Genomic DNA, 17839 nt, shown 5'->3' with positions numbered 1-17839 from the left:
CACGGGAAGCGCTCCACCATCTTTACCTCGCAGGTTCCGGTAAATAACTGGCACGAGGTCATTGGTGAACAAACGATAGCCGATGCTATTCTGGATCGCATCATCCATGACGCTCACCGACTTGAACTCAAGGGAGAATCCATGAGAAAGAAAAGAACTATCTTAACGGAAGATTTAACTGAAAACCAAAACTAAAACTCCGGCCATTATTAACCGAAAAACCGATACTGATCAAACCTCAATTTACCAGTTAACTTTGGGTGGTCACTTTGCCTCGGAAATTGGTGGTCAGCTTGCTCGGAATTTCCACATAGATATCATTGCCGAGACCGCCAGCGATGTTGTCTATCCCTGCTCCACCATCCATATAATCATCGCCATCGCCACCAATGATAATGTTGGCTCCGCTATTACCGGCGATACTGTTATTGAGAGCATTTCCAGTTGCATTAATGTTTGTAGAACCAAGCAACGCCAAGTAATCAACGTTTGTCGCAAGCGTATAGGTCACATAAGATAAAACGAGATCATTTCCTTCGTTTAAATTCTCCGTGATGATATCGCCGACATTATCGACCGTGTAGGTATCATCACCAGCACCACCAATCATGGTATCAGTACCCGTACCGCCATCTATCGTATTGATGCCGGAGTTACCAGTGATTGTATTATTGAGCGTATTACCCGTGCCATTGATATTGGCCGTTCCCGTGAGCACCAAATTTTCGACGTTCGTTGCAAGTGCAAATGTTGCAGCCGTTGAGTTCACTGTATCTGTTCCAGCACCAACCGCTTCGGTAATCGTATCGGATGAACTATCGACATAGTATGCGTCGTTGCCGATGCCGCCAATCATACTGTCGTTGCCAGCGCCGCCATCCAATGAATCATTACCATCATTACCAGTCAGCGTGTTGTTGCCGGTATTGCCAATCATGATATTGTCTAAAGTATTGCCAATAGCTGCAATATTAGACGCGCCGGTTAGCGTAATGTTCTCGACGTTTGAAGAAAGTGTATGCGTGGATGATGAACTGAAAACTATATCGGTTCCCTCGGCTGCAAGTTCAACAACACTATCACCTGTACTATTTACGATAAATGTATCATCGCCTGTACCGCCTGTCAGCGTATCGCTGCCTGCGCTGCCGCCGTCAAGCGTGTCATTACCGCCGCCGCCCGATAAAGCATTGTCACCTGAATTACCGACAATAGTATTGGCTATAGTATTTCCAGTACCGCCAATATTCCCTGATCCGGTGAGTGTAAGATTCTCAATATTCGCCGATAAAGTATAGGTGGCACTGCTACGAACTTCGTCTGTTCCCTGACCGCCCGCTTCAGTAACGACTTCTGAGGTATTATCAACAATGAAAATATCATTGCCGATGCCACCAATCAATGTGTCAATACCTGACCCACCATCCAATGTGTTGTTACCTGAATTGCCAGTGATAATATTTACAAGGCTATTACCTGTACCCGTGAGATTGCCCGAACCAGTCAGCGTCAAATTCTCTACGTTTGAACCTAACGTATAATTGATGGAAGCTTGTACGGTGTCTGTTCCTGCACTTGACCCTTCGGTAACTGAATCTCCTGAACTATCGACGATATAAATATCATTGCCGATGCCACCTACCATTGTGTCAACGCCCGTGCCGCCATTCAAAGTGTCGTTACCATCATTACCATTCAACGTATCGTTGCCGCCAAGGCCGTACATCGTATCATTGCCGGATGTGCCGGTCAGCGTTTGACTTGCCGAAGTTCCTGCGACAACTCCCGGTAGGCCCACGCCGAATTCTGCCGTTGCTGTGCCTGTCGTTCCCTGACCGTCATTGGCTGTGTAGATGTAACTATCAATTCCTGAGAAGCCGACTGGTGGTGTGTACGTGAAATTGCCATTGGCACTAATGACAACCGATCCACCATGCGTTGTCGCAAATGTTCCTGCATTCGCAAAGATCGTGTCAATGAAGCCTGTATCCGCGCCTCCCCCATTATCAACTAAAAAATTTCCAGTGATTGGCACATTGACAGAACCAAAGAACATATCGTTTCTAGCATTGATAGACATCTGAGTGGCCACATTGTTGACAAAGAGTGTAAAGGTTTCAAAACGGCTGACAGATAAATCAAATGCGAAATCAAATGTACCGCCGCCTGTAGCGTCATCATCAATATTGGTAGGATTCGCTAGAAAATTACGAAAAGAAATCAAGCTAGACCTAATGCCTGAAGTCAATTCACTTGAATTGAAGTATAGATCAAGATGATCTACACCCTGATTACCAAAATAGTGATCGCTCGTTAAGGTATTTTCTTGGAGAATAAAAGAAACAGTGTCATCGCCAATACCTGCATAGACGCGATCATTGCCTGCTCCAGCATTTAATAGGTCATTTCCAGCACCACCGTATAATCCGTCATTTCCAGCACCCGTTGTGATAGAATCATTGCCTTGGTTACCATTAACAAAATCGTCATTGTCGGTTCCTGCAAAATTATCATCACCAACGCTACATTGGAATGCGTCAAGGAGTCCTACGTCCCCAATTATTAAATTCGCGATATCTACATTTGTTCCGTTCGGATTTCGAAACGTAACACCATTTGCGTCAACGTTTCCGTCAAGATCTGTTTGCTGAATTGAAATGCTATGCAACACAAGTTGTTCGCGCGTTGGCAACACACCATTATCAATCCAAACGTAAAAATATTCACCATCAATTTCGATGGCTTTTACAACATCGGTAGTAAAACCTGCGAGCTGTATCGTATCATCCCTGTCAAAGTCACACCAAGTTCCTGTAATTTGATTTTCATGCCAGACAATAGTATCAGGACCCACACCCGTAGTGTGGATATGATCCATCCCACCAAGCCCATCGATGGTATTACTATACTCGTCTCCACTAATAGAGTCGTTGCCGTTTGTTCCTGTAACATTTTCGATTGAAACAAATGTATCAGCGCCAACCCCGTGCGCACTAATAGCTATACTGACTCCTGAGGCAAATCCATTAGGGAGGACTGAATCCCAGTTTTGGTTAGCAAGACCGCCCCAGCCCCATGCGTTACCACTGTTTATTCCTCCTGATCCATAAACCAAGTCTATATTTGAATAGTCAACTGTGTCAGAACCATTGCCACCATTTATTGTATCACCCTGAATAGAATTGGAGCTATAGATAACATCATTACCATCACCAGCATTGATAATATCAGTACCGCCAGAATTGGTGCCTGAAACAATTATATCATTCCCACTTGTGCCATTAATTGTTTCATTGGCATTGGTTCCATAAATAACGTCACCATTATCAGTCTCATACTGAATTGTTCCAGATTCATTTAAATCATCAATAATATCAGAAACAGCGCTGTAAGCGTCAGGAATTAATAAGCCACCAGGAACTGCCGCTGCATCTATAGAATCCTGAAGAAAATTTTCAACTGTATATCGATCACTTGAAATCGGAACATTTTCCGCATTAATGAATTCGATTTCTACCCGCCGACCAATACTAGAAGGGTCTATAACACTTTCAAGAAAAATATCTCCTATTTGAGTCAACGAGCCACTTGATTCAAAGTCAAAATTATCATCTAAAGCTTGAATACACATCTTATTGATATATATGTTATCTCCATTGATGACAAACTCTGTAGCATCGGAAATCACAAATGCTGCGTTATTATATACATAGGTTCGTAAGGCATAATCGTCACTATTCGGGTCTGTTTCATAGTGGACAACATCTATTCGAAAGTCCGCAAGTGTGTAGCCGTGATTTGCAATTAAATCTTGTTTAGTATACGTCCCATTTGCAAGCGATACTCCTCCTGTAAAGAAGTCTTGAACAAAACTGGCTTCAGAGGCGAATGCGTACCTCCCAGGTCCAGTGTCCATAAAACTGACCATATCAATCTTAACTTCAAGATTTTTTACGGTAGCGCTATTGGTTGGATAACTATCGATTTCTTCATTGGAACGTAGTCGCTCACCGAAGCTTGTCGGCGTATCTACTTGACCATATAAATATAGATTGGTCATTGTCTGTGGGTCGAGATTTGTCCAATCTCCAATTACAATTGTTCCAGCTGTCATTTTTTAAAACCCCATGATTTATTGATAGAATAGACTGAAGCGTCATAGCTTTTCTGCGTTTCTGGCATTCCAGATTCGTGAATTACTCTTGTCCCACAAGAATTAATCGAACTAAATGTTAGATATTTTGGAGTATCTGAAGATCGTGGGTCAGGATCAGAAAAGTGAGATTCTACGTTGTAGAAATAATACCCAAGTATCTTATTTAGGAATCTCTTCTCTGGCGTTATTCGACAGCATCCGGGATACTCACCACCACGGATGGCTATTTTTTGAATCTTTTCGTCTTCTGTGAATGCGGTTGAAGGGCCAAACAAAAATCGATCAAGCAATTCATATCTATCTAAATAGCGTAACTCGCTGTAGCAAAATCCGGTAAAATTTAAGAATTGTATAGATGCAAGTATTATTGCTAAAGCAAGAGCAGATTTTTTATGTTGCTTTGTCCAAGTACAAAGTGATTGAATAAACGATTTTTTACTTTTTGATTCTGTCATGAATAACTCCCGATAAGATTCAGGCTAACAGATTCTAGGACAACGTAAAGTCGTATTAATTTTAGCAATTCTGAATTTGTTCCTTAGTAAACAAATCAATTGGTGACAGGAACTTGGTGTTTAACGAAATCATTTTGTAAGGCTTCATTATATTTCCATATGATATAATGGTCACTCTGTATTGCTAGTGTCAGTCATTAAAAATTGGAAGTTGAATTATGCACACTTTTCATGATCCATACTTAGAAGAACTTAAACACGCACAATTAATAGCGGCAAAAGTTGTAGCTATATTTGGTGACGCATACTTACCCATCTTTGAGCGCGTTCTTAGGGAGCTACATGAACATCAAAAGGCATTGAGCATTAAGTCGCTGGCTATTAGTATCTATCAGAATGAGTTTCAACTTCCGTCGCCATCGCCTCAACTGTCACACAAATTGTCACACATTTTGACACACAGTTAATTTTTGAGATAGAAATATCATTTCAATTCAAATAGATAAAAGACAGCTATTTTTATATCGAATCCCCTAGGGGACGCCACTTTTTCACACATCGCTTTGTATTTATCCCTTTGATATTACGCTATTAAAATAGCTCTCTTGACTAAACCTTGATTAACGTGATTTAATGTGTGTCACACAATTTGACACACAATTTGGCACACAATTTGGCACACAATGACCATCAATCATCACGTTATAAAACGTAAAGACCGGTACTATTTTAATCGACGTGTTCCGAGAAAGATTCGTGATTTCGACGGACGAGAAATGATCCGCATCTCGCTAGACACTGACAGTAGAGAAAACGCGAACAAAAAAGCAATCGCCATTAATGAGAAGTTAGAGCAATATTGGCGAAGCCTTATTAAGTCAGGAAAAACCCACTCAGACGAAAAATTCCTGGAAGTCATTCGATTTGCAAAACTCCTTGGCTTCACCTACCTGCCTGCGGCAAAACTGGCAGAAGAAGCACCCTGGGATAATATTTACGATAGACTGAAAGCAGTCGAAGAATCTAACTTTAAAAGTCCCCTTCACGCTGAAGCATTGCTCGGCGGAATTGATGCACCTGTCTTGACGCTCGATCAGGCCCTGGAACGTTTTTGGGGTTTTACCAAAGACAGGGTAATCAACAAATCTGTCACCGGCCTGCGCAAATGGAAAAACCCTCGTAGCAAAGCAATGCGAAATCTTATTGAAGTGATTGGTAACAAAGCAATCAATAACGTTTCGCGGGAAGAGGTAATTCGCTTTCGGGATTGGTGGATTCATCGTATTGAAAACGATGGCCTAAAGGCCGCGTCAGCTAATAAAGACCTTATTCATGTGAAAAGTATAGTAGAAACAGTAAATGAGAACATGAAACTCGGTATTGATACTCAACATCTTTTTAAAAAAATTACTCTTGACGAATGGGATAGTGAGAAAAGGCTGCCGTTCGAAACGGATTTTATTGTTTCAACGCTGCTTTCAGAACAGACGCTGGAAGGCCTTACGCAGGAACTTAAATTTTCTCTTTTTATTTTAGCTGAAACCGGAATTCGTCCGGTCGAACTTACAGGCCTCCTTCCCGAGGATATTATTCTCGATCATGAAGTTCCTCATATTGTCATGCGCGCCCGGCCAAAACGCCCTTTGAAAACACGTCAAAGTGCCCGGGTCATTCCTTTGACAGGCTATGCATTACATGCATTCAAAATACTACCTCATGGCTTAAAAGAATACCGATATCAATCAGACGAATTATCAACGGAACTGAACAAGTTCCTGCGTGACCGCGATGTATTTCCATCGGAAAATCATTCCGTCTATTCGCTCCGGCATAGTTTTCAGGATAGGCTCGTAAGTGTTGATGCCCCCGATCGCGTTCAATCAGAATTGATAGGGCATAAGTTTCCGCGGCCGCTTTACGGGTCTGGGCCAACGCTCGACCTTAAGCTTGAGTGGATGAAAAGAATTCAGCTAAGAAAGCCCATTTAAGCATTAATATAAAAGGCCTCGCGTGGCCTAGATAAAATTGCTTTCCTATTTAATTGACATATACGAAAAGGAGGGGTATTGTCCGGCTTCTTTGTCGCGGGGTGGAGCAGCCCGGTAGCTCGTCAGGCTCATAACCTGAAGGCCGCAGGTTCAAATCCTGCCCCCGCAACCAATCTTTTCAATGATTTAAATAATATGTTCAAGCGTCCGAAATTATCGGTGCCGCAATGATGCGCATTTCCGCCCGATTTATAGTGCGTGGCGATATTGTGTTGAATATTGTTAGGACCTTCTTGCTTTTTTATCTGTCATTTGCTATCATTGTGTATCATTAAGAGGTAAAAAATGGACTTAGAAACAGGCTGGCTGTCTTTGGAAGAAACTACCGCATACCTAGGTATCGGTAAAACTTTGTTGTACACAATGGCTCGTGAGGGAAAAATTCCAGCACGGAAAATTGGTAAAAAGTGGACCTTCGAAAAAGCTGGGCTCGACACTTGGCTTCGTACCAGCCGACCTCTCCAGACTTTTTTTCTTGATTTAGATTTTACGATCGAGGGGAATGAAGAATTGCGTGATCCTCAACGGGAAGGTTATTTGCGTACGTATGAGCACTTTCATGCGGGGAAAAATAAGGCGATTTTACAAATCCCTGTAGGCTGTGGCAAAACAGGGTTGGCATCATTATTACCTCTTGGCTTGGCAGAAGGCAGAGTAATCGTAATTGCTCCAAATCTTACGATTAAAGAGGGGCTTTACGACGCTATGGACATTACAAATCGCCAAAAGTGCTTCTGGCGAAAGTCCGGGGTATTGACACCCGACCAAATGATTTCAGGTCCACTCGCAACAACACTTGATTCCGGAAATATCTCCGTCGCTAATAAGTCACACGTTGTAATTACTAATGTGCAACAGTTGGCCACCAACGTTGACAAGTGGCTAACACAATTTCCAGATGACTTTTTTGATATGATCATCGTGGATGAAGCACATCATAGTGCAGCCAAAAGCTGGCAGGCAGTAATCGATCGTTTTCCAAAAGCAAAAATCATTTTGCTCACGGCCACACCTTTCCGTAGCGATAGGCAAGAACTTGATGGGGAGCTTATCTATCGTTACCCATTCCGCAATGCGACCTTAAAAGGTTATATCAAACGCCTTAAGGCAAGCTATGTAGCTCCATCGACAATTGAGCTCGGATTCACGGACGAACGAGGGCGCGTTTATACACAAGACGAAGTTCTCGAAATGAAAGAGAAAGACTGGTTCAGTCGTGGAGTGGCTCTCGCGCCGCTGTGCAATAAGCACATCGTTGAAAGCAGTTTGGCAAAGCTTGAGGAATTAAGGCAAAGTGGAACGCAACATCAGCTAATTGCTGTTGCATGCTCGATCAATCATGCCAATCAGATTCGCTCTTTATATGAAGAGCGGAATTTTACCGCCGCGGTAATACACAGTAAGCAGACACCGGAGCAGCAGGCAGAGATTTTAGCGACGTTACGAAATGGCACATTGGATTGCATCATCCAGGTGCAGATGCTCGGAGAAGGGTTCGATCATCCAAAGCTTAGCGTGGCGGCAATCTTTCGACCGTACCGAAGCCTTTCACCATACATTCAGTTCGTTGGACGTATCATGCGTGTCGTTGTTCAAAACGATCCGGGACACCCAGACAATGTCGGCCATATCGTAACGCATTTGGGAATGAATCTCGATGAACGACTAAAAGAGTTCAAAGATTTCGAGAATGACGATCAAGCATTTTGGGATAAAGTCATCGGAGGTGAAGAGCCAGAGGTACCGCAAGAAGTTCTCAACGGGACTGCCCGGCTCCGAGCTGGCGAACAGGTTGTTGTTCACGGCGAGATTATTGAATCCCTGTGGGAGGAGGATTTCACCAGCCTAGAGGATCGACAAATTGTTGAGGAACTTAGAGAGCGCTTTAAATTACTGGGCCTTGATTCGAGTAAAATTGAAGAAATGGTCCGTCAAGCGCAACGTCCACCGATGCGTAAGCATTCGCCGACTGAACCCTTCGCAGTTCAACCGCAACGGGAATGGGAAGAAGCGCGTAAGCGGCTCAATGAGCAAGGTAAGCGACTTGCAAACCTTCTTCTTAATCATGTTCAGTTGAATGTGAATGGAACGGAACTGGTTTATAAATATAAAACCCTGAAGCTTACTGGTCGCAATAATTTCATTGCAGCTTTGACGATGGTAAATCACGAGATTAATAAACGTCTCGGCAAAGAGCGCGCATCGGCATCAATCGAGGACTTCAAATCTGTTTTAGACAATCTTGAGGATCTTCTTCAAACCTTGGCGCGTAGAGTAAGAAAGGCGAAAACAGACTATGACAAAAAAGAAGCCTAAAGGTCCTACACCGTCGCTTATTGGCGGCAGTAACGGCCGTCCACGACGAGCTGAGGTTAAAAAACTGTCGCATTGCTATCGGTGCAATGACAGTCTTCCTGCGGGCGTGGCCTGCGTTGAAATTCCTAAACTTGGAACGGGCTTTTCATCAGCAAAACGAGTTTGCGAAAGTTGTTTTCAAAGTATAATACAAAGAACAGCTAACGACCTTGATGAACTCCGTCAGCTATAAAAGCCGTATCATTGAATTTTATTTTTGGAGGAATCAATGTTGTTTGACGGTAACTGAAGAAGCCAACCAAGTACATGAGAATTTTTTGTTGATAAGGCGGCTAAGGATTACTCGAATCTACGGGGTGTGAATCGTTAGCATTCTTTCAACTTCCCTCTTAACTATTTTCGGGAGATCCCGTGATTTCCAATTGTTGTTCGGACTAGCAAACCAGTTTAAGCAATCAGATTCAGAAAGATCATCCGCAGTCATATAGGCTTTTAATTCAACAGCAGATGTCCTAGACAAGCCAAGATTTAGAAGTGAAAGTTGCGTTTTTGTGTTAACACCCATTTCTAGGAATAGAGTAATGTCCTCTATTTCATCAGCTAAGTCTTTTCTATTTGAGATTATATAGAAGTGTTTTAGTAAGTCGTTATAGCATGACAAAAATTTAGGCGCCTTATATCTGGCAACAGACTCAATGTCGCTCAAAACTGTTCTAATAGTTGTGTGGATTTCTTCAGTGGGAACTGCGTGCTTTCTTTCCGAAACAATTCTATTGATTGACCGTCCCTGCATCCAATGTACTGTAACGATGGCTTGCCTGAAAATATGTGCATCCCTATCGCCGAATTCATTTGTAAGGGTATTGTAAAGTCTTTTGAAAAGAATTACGTATTTCGCCACAGCATCTGTATCAGTGGCATATGGTGCAAACAAAGCTTCGGGCATTTCTTTGTCGGATAAAAAATGCTCTAAGAGTTTTTGCATTGCTAAAGGGCTTATTCCAGGATGGTTTACAATGATTTCTTTTGGAACGCTTGCGCAAGAATTAAGCATACTCACTACAACACTTTCTAGCTCTTCTAATCTATCCTTTTCAATTTTCTGCAACCACTTGATCTGACTGAAGTTGTCAAAGATAAGATGACTGATCGCTAGGTATGAGGTCATCGATTCCAGATTTTTTTCAGACACTGCGATATCTCTCGGAGTGCCATCCTGAATGTACTTTACTAAGCTTGATTGTCTTTCCAAGGTTTCATCTGTTGCCCGAATAATGGACATCAAAGTTTTTTGCCGTGGAGCATCCCACATTGTAGGGTCTACACAGACAATATTTCCTTGAAAATCCTTCCCCCACCTGCCCGCACGTCCAGCTAGATTCCAAAAGTCGGCCGGGGTCATTGGATTATTGTTCCCACGTTTTGGTGCACGAATGAAAATATTCTTGCAAGGCAAGTTCACACCTTCAACAAGAGTCGAAGTGCATATCAGATATTTGATCAATCCTTCTTTGAAAAGAGTTTCAATTTCCTCCTTGATTAGCACCGGAATGTTGCCATAATGAAAGGCCACTCCATATTTCAATACTTCAGCAAGCCTATATTTGTCGTGGATAACTTTCTTACAGAGCTCGATCAGGTCATCTATTTTTTGTTCGTGAAGTGGATTATCTAATCCTATTAGATCGCATATCTGTTGCGAAGTTTTTTCCGCTTCTGCCGCTCCATTTACATAGATGATGTTTCCACCGGATTGCCCGAGAGTGAACGCTACCATCGGTAATTTCAGACTCGGCGGCGATGGATTCGCAGGAAGTTCGAATTCACCTAGCAAAATATTTCCATTGGCATGGCATATTTCAAGATCCCATTTTTTACCCCTTTTTTGTGTTGCCCAAAGTAGGTTCTGGTTGACAGTAACATCTTCGTAACGCTTGCTGAAACTGGTCGGTACGGGTTCGACCAGCAATTCTGGATTGTCAACTTGTGGGGAAATGTAAACGACCTTAGCTGTTGGAAAGGCTAGTATTGATTTTTCAATAACATGTTGGAGTAAGATTCCTCGATCTCCATCTGCAAGCTTGTAAGCTTCGTCAATCACTAGAATATCTAAGTGCTGGATTCCTTGCGCCAATAGTAACTGTAGGCGCTCTTGCGTAAGAATGTATATGCATGTCTTGCCTTCCTGGGCAAAGCGAGCAAATGGGAATGACGTGATATTTATAGACGAGTTCCGAATGCGGTCAGTAAACTCTTTCTGAAAATCAAGTTCAATCTCTGCAATCAACGCTCTAGTCGGCACAATGTAAGCCACAGCAAGATTAGGGCATGTTGCGACCTGATCGGCAATCCATTGTTTGACTATAAAAGACTTCCCGGCGGCTGTAGGAGCAGAGATGCTGAGATTCTGATAGTTTCCTAGTGCATTCCAAAATGAAGCTTGAAAGTTGTTTACGTCAAGGCGATGACCTCCACTTAACCAAATGGAGTTTTTAATCTGGTTCCTGACCCAATTGATGTTCGCGACAAAGCTGTGTTTTGGATAGGTATTTTCTTCGGTGATGAAACCTTTATCGATGGCGAGCTTTATTGCTTGGCGGTTGGCAAGTGCGTCAAGAATAAATTGAGCTGAATTTAACTGATCGGTAGTCACTCTTGATGCTTGTTGGAGACAATGCTGAGCAATTCTTAGCGCAGCATCTTGCATAAATACCGAAGTTGACTGTGCTAAAAAACTTGCACACTTTAAGAGGTAGGTCCAATCTGAAGGCTCACCGGGTTCGCTAGTTTGAAATTGCTTGAATTGTAAAGCAACTGACTCTTTAATAAGAGCCGAATACTGCTTTTTGAAGGCAGGACGAGTAACAAGCCATTCAAAAAATTCGGATGACATTAGCTAATACCAAGTTTTTCAAGAAATAGCTTTCTGAATTCCTCCACGGATACTACTGGAAGGCAAAAGAAATGGATTTTAAAATCGGCAAGTTCATATTCTTGAAGTTTAGTGACGATTTTCAGTCGGATTTCTTCGCAAAATGTTTCAAGCTCTGCCTTCTGAGTAGTTTTTTGGTAGAGGTCTTCATCGAAACCAATAAAGCAAAGGCCGCAATAACTTACTTTGTTGAATTCTGGATTGTCTTTATCGAGAAGGCGTTTGATGGCGTTCGTTTTTTGTTCGTCGGCTAAATCCAGGTGAGTTTGCAACAACAGTAAGTCTTCATGATCCGCGTCACGCTTTAGATATGGCTTTAGACTGTCCAAGCATTGCTTTAGACCATCATTAAAGTTTTGATACAGCTTTGATTCTCCCCAATAGAGTTCCAGGTTGCCATCGTTGTCAACTCCGACATGAATGCCGTCAGCTCCATGATAGTGCATTGAGCCTGAAGTTTTGACGCTCATTTTACAAAATAATTGCGGCAGACCGAGGAGCACTTCACCCAATATGAATAGGAGCATCTCACCTCCCTCGCCCGTATTTTTCAGAGGGGTGAATAATTTCTTGGCGTCCTCATATAGTCTATTTAAGTGGATTCCTAAACCCTCTTTGTCGTCTTTTTCCTTAGCCTCAATAAAGCGTCCCCTCGGGATAGCGTATGCTGTAATGTGACGCGCAACAAATTCAATGAAGTCGGAGAGCCTAATGTTGCCGTTCCCATCAGTTGCAACCAGATGCAAATAGAATTGTGTTTTTGTTCCGCTTAGAGAAATGCTCTTTTCGATTGTGGTCAAATAGGAGTCCAAAGAGTGAGGATTTCCACGGCGTATATCCTCAACAATCTTAGGAATCATGTCAGTATCGGCAATCATATTGAATCCAATGGTTTTGATCGCATGACGTCTAGGCCGGGCAGCGACCGAACGATTTTCAGTGTTTCCAGGCTAACGGTAATGATGCGTTGGAACAATATCAAAGGATAGGCTGCATCTCCGACTGTATCTATAGCATAAAGGTTAGCGTCGTTCACGATACCGCTATCTTTATCCGTCTTAACGCCCTGGCGTTCTATGACCCATTCAAGTGCAGGCTTGCCACTGACAACATAGTCATACGCTTCAATAGGAATATTTTTGATAGTAATGTAGTCATTGTAGATCACGGTAGATTTGTCGCTCTTTTTCGCAAATTTCATCTTCGTGACATAGTATTCTTTTTCACCAAAGCCTGCCAGGTTTTTGGAGCCTGTGTCTAATATGACGTCATAGGGCTTCACATTTTCGTAATTGATGTGCAATGCTGCAAGATCACGACCGGATTTGCTAAATGTCCAAAAATCATCCGATTTCTTTACAAACGGAATACGCGGCAATTGTTTGGACAAGTTATCCGCGTACTTCTCGCGGTATTCTTCTGAATGAAGAATACCATAGATATAATAGAATACATCTTCTTTGGTAAGAACTTCTGTTGGATAGGCCTCTTTGAAATGCGCGAACCCTGCATCTGTGATACCATCCTTCTTTCTATAATCCGTTTCCTCCTGGCCTTTGAAAAGTCCGCCATCATTGTGTTCAGATATTTTGTAGAGATAGAGAGGAAATGACTGTCCTTTTACAATTGTATCAAAGCTCGGTGGATGAGCAATCATCAAAGCTGAAAATTGTTCCCCCGTAGAAAGGTCTATTGCCAAATTGGCGACTCCTTCTTGAGGAAAAAGTTTGTCTACTTGGTAAACCATTTCATTGAAGTGTCGATCAAAGTAAACCCACTGTTTTGTAAAAGGGCGATAAATCCCAGCCCTAATTTTCTCAATAGAAAAAGGATGTCTTATGCTCCGTCTCCCGTCGTTCTTAAGCGCCCGTGACCAACTAATCTTTTTTGAATCTGTATCGATATATTCTTCAAATTCTTCAAGATCGTTTGAAGATTTTTTCGCCCAGCCTTCTACTTGAATGTTGTAAAAAGCAATAGTGGACTTCATTTTTTCTTCAAGGGTTTGTTTTGAGAAGTTAAAGCACCACGAGTCTCTACTGGTCAGAATACCCTGCGAGTAGTTTTCAAAGATTGCTCTACCTGCGCCATTCCTCTTGTCACCGATAGCAATGAATTCATCAAAACCGCTATCACGCTGGTTGAGCCAATCGTTATGCTCATCTGGTGTTATTTTTCTCCATTCATTTTCGGATTCAATTCCTTTAATACTCTTGAGTTCCGAAATTCTCTCCAATTTCTGTTCACGAGTCAAATAATCGCCGATATCATAAAAAAAGATTTGCCCATGCTCTTTGGCATTCGGGTTTTTTACAAGAACACTGATGGCAATTGGTGTTCGCGTTCCTCCACCAAAAACATTATCCTTTTCTTTGCGCCTCATCTCACCGGATGTCCTAGCATCTCCGCGTAAATGAAAAATGTAAAGACTGGAATATTCTTTTGCCAGACACTTACGCAATCCGTCCATTGAGTTTGAGTCCAAATAACTTGCATTACTGACATAGGCTAAAACGCCACTTTTCTTTATGCGATCGCTTCCCCAACGAATAGCTCGGATATAGGAATCGTAAAGATTCTTTTGAAGTGTGGCCTTTGAGGCTGCTGCGTAGGATCTTCTAATACTTTCATCAAGAGCTTTGTATTCAACATTCTGAGCATTATCATTCTCGCTTTTCTGTCCAGCAGAATACGGTGGGTTACCAATGATAACTCGAATGTCCAAAGCTTTTTGTCTCTTTCGGCGCTCGCTGTTATCCACCATCAGATGACTGAACAAATCGTCTTTCTCGTACAACTGAAATGTATCAGTAAGGCATATCCCTTCAAAAGGAACATAGTCACCACCCATGATGCCATGATAAGCCGCTTCAATATTAATGGCTGCGATATAATACGCTAGGAGAACAATTTCATTAGCATGAATTTCGTGCTTGTATTTGTGCTCCAATTCTTCAGGCTTAAGCAAGCCGGATTGCAATAGCCGCGTGATAAACGTACCAGTGCCTGTGAACGGATCAAGGATATGCACACCTTTGCTCCCTAGAGTCTCATCAAATTCTTGCTTTAAAATATCATTGACGGAATGAATGATAAAATCGACAACTTCAACGGGTGTGTAGACGATACCTAGCTTTTCCGTCATCCTCGGGAACGCATTGCGAAAGAAATTGTCGTAAAGTTCCACTACGATCTTTTGTTTAGCAGAAGCATCTTTAATTCCTTCTGCCCGCATCTTGACGCTGTGATAGAATTTTTCTAGTGTGTCGGCCTCCTTGTCTAAACTATGTTCTTGCAATACGTCGAGAACCTTTTGCATAGCAAGGGATACTGGGTTATTGCTGGCAAAGCTGTATTTATCAAATAATGCGTCAAAGACAGGCTTGGTAATAAGGTGCTGCGCAAGCATTTCGATTACTTCTTCATCTGTAATCTGATCATTCAAATCATCGCGAAGTTCGTTCGCAAATTCACCAAAGGCCTGAACTTCTTTTTCATTGTTCGGATCATTAACAATCGCGGTGATGCGCGTAATATGCGTTTTAGCAATTTTTGCAATATCCTGTGCCCACTCTTCCCAAGGACGACGCTTGCCGCATTTTTGAACCATCTTGGCGTAAAGAGCACGTTCAATCTCACCGATCTCGAATTGCAATCTACCTTGAACGGGCTCGGCCACTTTAGAAACAGTCGTACCGATTGAATAGGAGCCTTTACCTGTCTCTTTATTATCGCTACGTTTCTTTTGCTTAGGTTGGATTCTATCCGTGATAGCAATAACCTCCATCTTACTATGATCTTTGCCTACCAGATCAAACTTATTAATCATTGCATCAAAACGGTCGTCATGTGACCGAAGAGCTTGCAATACATCCCAAACAACTTTGTAAGTTTTATTATCATTCAAAGCGGCGTGCGGCTCGACTCCCGTCGGGATAACAACTGGTAGAATTACATAGCCACGTGTCTTGCCTGGTGCATTACGCATGATCCGGCCTACAGATTGCACCACATCCACTTGTGAATTGCGCGGTGTCAAAAACAGGACAGCATCCAGTGCAGGAACATCAACACCTTCGGACAAGCAACGCACATTACTCAAAATACGACAAGTGTTCTCGGGCGTAGTCTCTTTCAGCCAATCCAACTTATCTTCTTTTTCAGAAGCGTTCATGCTTCCATCCACATGTGCCGCCTCACATGTAAGCGTGTCATGATCTTCCTCTTGTTCTTGATACGCTTCGACTACGGATTGAAACATGGAGGCTATATTTTTGGAACTAACCTTGTGAACTCTTCCTCCCTTTTGTGCTTCGATCACTTGGCAAAACGCCACAGCGCGGCGCATAGGGCCTTCGTGATCCGTTTCATCTTCCTGATATTGTTTGCTTAAGGCCTTCCAACATCCGACGATCTTTGCTGCATCATCAACTTTGAGTTGATTATTCTCATCCGCCAAAAGTCTTTGCAGACGGGAACTAATGTGTGCTTCATCCACGGTTAAGACGATAACCTTGTAATCTACAAGCAAACCCCGCATGACAGCTTCGGAGAACGTCAAAACGTGTAGTTCATGCCCATAAAGTTCTTCGTCATCCATCGAAGCCAGTGCAACATTTTCCGTCTCGGCCTTTGCTTGAGCACTGTCGGCGTATATGCGTGGCGTAGCTGTCATATACATTCGCTTTTTGGCTTTGATGAAATCATTATCATGCACTTTCACGAAGTTACTTTCTTCTTCGCCCGCAAACGTTGCGCCCGTTGTGCGATGAGCTTCATCACATATAACCAAATCGAACTCTTCAAGACCCTGTTCTTTCTGGGCTTTGCTAATAACGTCAATAGAGTGGTAGGTGGAGAACACCACACTCATGTGCGCTTTGTCGTGGCGTTTTGATATTTCCTTTGCAAGTGATTTTGCATCTGTCGTCGCGGGGTATCGCAACTCATGCATAAAAGTCTGAACCGTATCGTCATCGACCTTGCGCTTCTTTCCAATGTCGCTGTCTGAGCACACGGCGAAACTGTGTAAGGGTGTTTTACTTTCTTGTGTCCACTCCGTGAGCGTCTGCGATAACAGTGATAAACTTGGCACAAGGAAAAGAACCCGCTTATCTTTACCCGCCAATGTCTCGGCTATTTTTAAAGCCGTGAAAGTCTTGCCTGTGCCACACGCCATAATGAGTTTGCCACGCTCCGCGACAGTCAGTCCTTTTTCTACATCTTTTAACGCTTTCTCCTGATGGGGACGAAGTTCCTTTTTTGCCTTTAGTACTGGCTCGTTCTTGGGAACAAATTTTGACCAGTCAATTTGACTATTCGCAAGATCATGTAAATCAATTTTTGTTACGGGAGGTGATTGTCCTTGCAATGCATCCTCAGCGTTTTCGCTCCAATTATTCGTCGTCGTTATTATGATTCGATGCGTGAAGGTTTTTTTTCCAGAGGCCGTAAAGAAACTATCGATATCCTTTTTTTGGACGCAGTATCCTTCATCGTAAAACTTGCATTGGATTGCGTGAAACTCGTTCGTGCCATGCGTTTGAGCAACGAGATCAATCCCTGTGTCTTTACCGCTTAGTCCCTGTTCCTTCGCCCACTCTGCATAACTCCATACACGACTATAGAGGTCTTTGTATGTGGCTTCGTATTGTAAATAAGTTTTAATCAACTCTTCGAAATACGTCCCCTTTTCTCGCTCGGTCTGAGATGAGCTACGAAAATTTGCAAAAAGAGATTTAAGGTGCTGATTCATGGGTATGGCTAGCGGGGTAAGTGGGTCTGGATTTACAATAGCAAAATCTATCAGCAAGGTAAGTCACTATATGTAATTATGGAATTAGAATGTTACTTCAAAAGTGCCTTGCAACGTGCACAGAAACGTGCTCTTAGGAAATGAAAGCCACCGAAAAGTTCACGATGTTCGCTCCAT

General features: G+C 42.6%; 8 protein-coding genes and 1 tRNA gene. 4 read left to right on the top strand and 5 right to left on the bottom strand.

Annotated features, from left to right (window positions below; translation table 11 throughout):
* A partial coding sequence (locus BUB30_RS14075; RefSeq protein WP_178377103.1) for an ATP-binding protein occupies nt 1–195 on the top strand: 195 nt, incomplete at its 5' end.
* A gap of 55 nt (nt 196–250) precedes the next feature.
* Here BUB30_RS14075 and BUB30_RS14070 read toward each other — a convergent pair.
* Both BUB30_RS14070 and BUB30_RS34865 read right to left on the bottom strand, forming a co-directional pair.
* The gene (locus tag BUB30_RS14070) at nt 251–4114 is read right to left on the bottom strand and encodes a beta strand repeat-containing protein (protein ID WP_073134579.1); all 3864 of its coding nucleotides are present in this window, start codon (nt 4112–4114) and stop codon (nt 251–253) included.
* Nucleotides 4111–4611 carry a hypothetical protein gene (locus BUB30_RS34865; RefSeq protein WP_143164899.1) on the bottom strand — a complete coding sequence of 167 codons (501 nt, stop codon included), beginning with the start codon at nt 4609–4611 and terminating at the stop codon, nt 4111–4113. The genes BUB30_RS14070 and BUB30_RS34865 overlap by 4 nt, the downstream gene beginning before the upstream one ends.
* 683 nt (nt 4612–5294) lie before the next feature.
* Between BUB30_RS34865 and BUB30_RS14065 the strand changes: the two genes are divergently transcribed.
* The 3 genes from BUB30_RS14065 (at nt 5295) to BUB30_RS14055 (ending at nt 8975) form a co-directional block, all read left to right on the top strand.
* A complete protein-coding gene (locus BUB30_RS14065) occupies nt 5295–6599 on the top strand; it encodes a DUF6538 domain-containing protein (protein ID WP_073134577.1) in 1305 nt (434 codons plus the stop codon).
* 95 nt (nt 6600–6694) lie between these two features.
* A tRNA-Met gene (locus BUB30_RS14060) sits at nt 6695–6771 on the top strand.
* 173 nt (nt 6772–6944) lie between these two features.
* Nucleotides 6945–8975 (top strand): DEAD/DEAH box helicase family protein, encoded by a 2031-nt coding sequence (locus BUB30_RS14055; RefSeq protein WP_073134576.1) that lies wholly within the window; start codon nt 6945–6947, stop codon nt 8973–8975.
* Between the two features lie 349 nt (nt 8976–9324).
* Here the strand turns inward: BUB30_RS14055 and BUB30_RS14050 are convergent, their stop codons facing one another.
* Genes BUB30_RS14050 through BUB30_RS14040 form a run of 3 tightly spaced genes read right to left on the bottom strand, consistent with a single transcriptional unit; the run spans nt 9325 to nt 17662 of the window.
* Nucleotides 9325–11868, bottom strand: coding sequence for a DEAD/DEAH box helicase (locus BUB30_RS14050; RefSeq protein WP_073134574.1), 2544 nt, complete (start codon nt 11866–11868; stop codon nt 9325–9327).
* On the bottom strand, nt 11868–12785 hold the full coding sequence (locus tag BUB30_RS14045) for a HamA C-terminal domain-containing protein (protein ID WP_084138079.1): 918 nt from the start codon (nt 12783–12785) through the stop codon (nt 11868–11870). The genes BUB30_RS14050 and BUB30_RS14045 overlap by 1 nt, the downstream gene beginning before the upstream one ends.
* Nucleotides 12782–17662 carry a DEAD/DEAH box helicase gene (locus BUB30_RS14040; RefSeq protein WP_073135184.1) on the bottom strand — a complete coding sequence of 1627 codons (4881 nt, stop codon included), beginning with the start codon at nt 17660–17662 and terminating at the stop codon, nt 12782–12784. Before BUB30_RS14040 ends, BUB30_RS14045 begins: the two co-directional genes overlap by 4 nt.
* Nucleotides 17663–17839 lie beyond the last annotated feature (177 nt).

The sequence above is a fragment of the Chryseolinea serpens genome, from assembly GCF_900129725.1.
Lineage (GTDB): Bacteria > Bacteroidota > Bacteroidia > Cytophagales > Cyclobacteriaceae > Chryseolinea > Chryseolinea serpens.
The sequence above is the reverse complement of the archived record's forward strand: the minus strand, read 5'-3'. Positions and strand labels throughout refer to the sequence as shown.

Bases quoted from the DNA above. Each gene is read 5' to 3' on its own strand.
- BUB30_RS14070 (WP_073134579.1), bottom strand. From the start codon at position 4,114: ATGACAGCTGGAACAATTGTAATTGGAGATTGGACAAATCTCGACCCA.
- BUB30_RS34865 (WP_143164899.1), bottom strand. From the start codon at position 4,611: ATGACAGAATCAAAAAGTAAAAAATCGTTTATTCAATCACTTTGTACT.
- BUB30_RS14065 (WP_073134577.1), top strand. From the start codon at position 5,295: ATGACCATCAATCATCACGTTATAAAACGTAAAGACCGGTACTATTTT.
- BUB30_RS14055 (WP_073134576.1), top strand. From the start codon at position 6,945: ATGGACTTAGAAACAGGCTGGCTGTCTTTGGAAGAAACTACCGCATAC.
- BUB30_RS14050 (WP_073134574.1), bottom strand. From the start codon at position 11,868: ATGTCATCCGAATTTTTTGAATGGCTTGTTACTCGTCCTGCCTTCAAA.
- BUB30_RS14045 (WP_084138079.1), bottom strand. From the start codon at position 12,785: ATGATTGCCGATACTGACATGATTCCTAAGATTGTTGAGGATATACGC.
- BUB30_RS14040 (WP_073135184.1), bottom strand. From the start codon at position 17,662: ATGAATCAGCACCTTAAATCTCTTTTTGCAAATTTTCGTAGCTCATCT.